This window comes from Marinobacter lacisalsi, assembly GCF_042651045.1.
Lineage (GTDB): Bacteria > Pseudomonadota > Gammaproteobacteria > Pseudomonadales > Oleiphilaceae > Marinobacter > Marinobacter lacisalsi.
The window spans coordinates 1-1634 of the sequence record NZ_JBHSDI010000038.1 but is presented as its reverse complement, the minus strand read 5'-3'; the positions used below and the strand labels follow the sequence as shown (position 1 = coordinate 1634).

Sequence of the window (1634 nt, the reverse complement as noted above, 5' to 3'; positions counted from 1 at the left end):
TTTAAAGCCCAGGTTGTAATCACGCTGCGTGCGCTTCTTCCGGGTGGGAGTATCGTTGCCCATCTGCTCATTCTCCAGATGACAACGTATTTCAGGACGGGACACTGCGCAAAAAAAAGCCCCTGAAATCAGGGGCTTTTCTGTGGTTGTTTGGTGGAGACGGCGGGAATTGAAACGTGCCTACCCACCTCCATGGAATCAAATGGTTAGCGTTGATGGGACTGCTAGTTTGTACCATTCGACAGTACCACGTTTGTCCGATAACTCAATGCTGAGGCCAGAGCGTGGATAGAAACTAAAAATTTGGGACGGCAGAGCGTGGAAACGTCAGGATTGCCAGAGTCGCTAAACGCCCTGCGCCCCAAGGGTTTCAAGGTGATTTCAAATTTCAGTGCCCTAAGAGTATTGAAATATGGAAACTGAGAACCCTATGGGGGCCAAGGTAGGCCCCTAATGCCCGCATGGGTGTCTCCCCTCCGTGGATTCCATTAGAAATCATCCTTGGTCTTCCCCTCCGCCAAGCACTCCGTCAGCTCTTCGTCTGTAATCGCGCCCAGCTCTATGGCTTTCTTCCTTCGCCTGCTGACATCGACGGGGGTGGTCCCCAGTGCCTCGGCAATAGCTTTACCCGTTCCGTATAGTCTGGTCCGTACAGCGTCCACATATTGCTGGACCTTGGGTGGGATAGGGTTGTCCGAGGATTCCCACGTCGGATGGTCATCATTATCGACTAGTCCCACAGTGAAGGAGCGGACATCTTCTCCACGCCTGGGCCTGCACTTATGACACTCCAAGGTAAAGCACACAGAGCTTACGGGGATTCGTTTCTCTGGCCTACTGAATCCCCACCGGACATCCAGCAAGGCGTCCAGTTTGGAACTCCCTCTGAAGGACTCAGAGCCGCTGAAGCCCTTTCGGTCGTGGTGAACCAGAAGGACAGCCACTCCCTGGCTCTTGAGAAAGTCCCCCAACGTTTGCACGAAGGCAAAACCTCCGGCGCTATTCTCGTCTTCTACCTCCGCCAAGGTGCTGAGGTTGTCGAGAATGACGAGGTCTGGTTCAAATGCGTCACACCAATCACCAAGTATCTCTTTGGCCTCGTCAGGTTCTGCCTTCAGGTCAGGCAGCTTTCTGTCGTCGTCCAGTCCTTGTTGGGGAATGACCTGGAGGTTGTGTCCGGCATCATTAATCTGAGCATCTGTCATCCCGGACGCCTTCAGCAAATCCTCTGTTCGTTCCCTCAGGTCACTGGGGTCCATTTCAGCATCCACATACAGAACTCGGCGCGGTTTCGGTGCTTTCCATCCGAGAAACTCACCCCCACCGGCAAGCGCCAGCGAGAGTGAAAGGCACGCCATTGACTTACCGAGGCCTGCGGGGGCGTGAATCATGTTCAGGCTACGTTCCAACAACCATGACCCAAGCATGGGCTTTCTCGGGCTGAAGTCAGCGTTCAGCAATGCGTTCAAGCTGTACCCTGGGACCTCATCAAGCATGAATTCTCCTCAGATAGCGTTTGTCATGCTCACTTGCGTATTCCAGGCCAAGGTTGCCACTGATTCCAGACGAAGCCTGCCACCCATTCCACGCGAAAGCTGCCACTGATTCCACGGCAAAGCTGCCACCCCGGCAGG

1 protein-coding gene is annotated in these 1634 nt (G+C 54.2%); it reads right to left on the bottom strand.

The window, feature by feature from the left end:
- Nucleotides 1–488: 488 nt before the first annotated feature.
- A complete protein-coding gene (locus ACFOZ5_RS13475) occupies nucleotides 489–1496 on the bottom strand; it encodes an AAA family ATPase (protein WP_379888163.1) in 1008 nt (335 codons plus the stop codon).
- Nucleotides 1497–1634 lie beyond the last annotated feature (138 nt).

What these genes read in the sequence shown, in the direction of transcription:
- ACFOZ5_RS13475 (WP_379888163.1), bottom strand. Translation starts at nt 1,496, where the DNA reads ATGCTTGATGAGGTCCCAGGGTACAGCTTGAACGCATTGCTGAACGCT.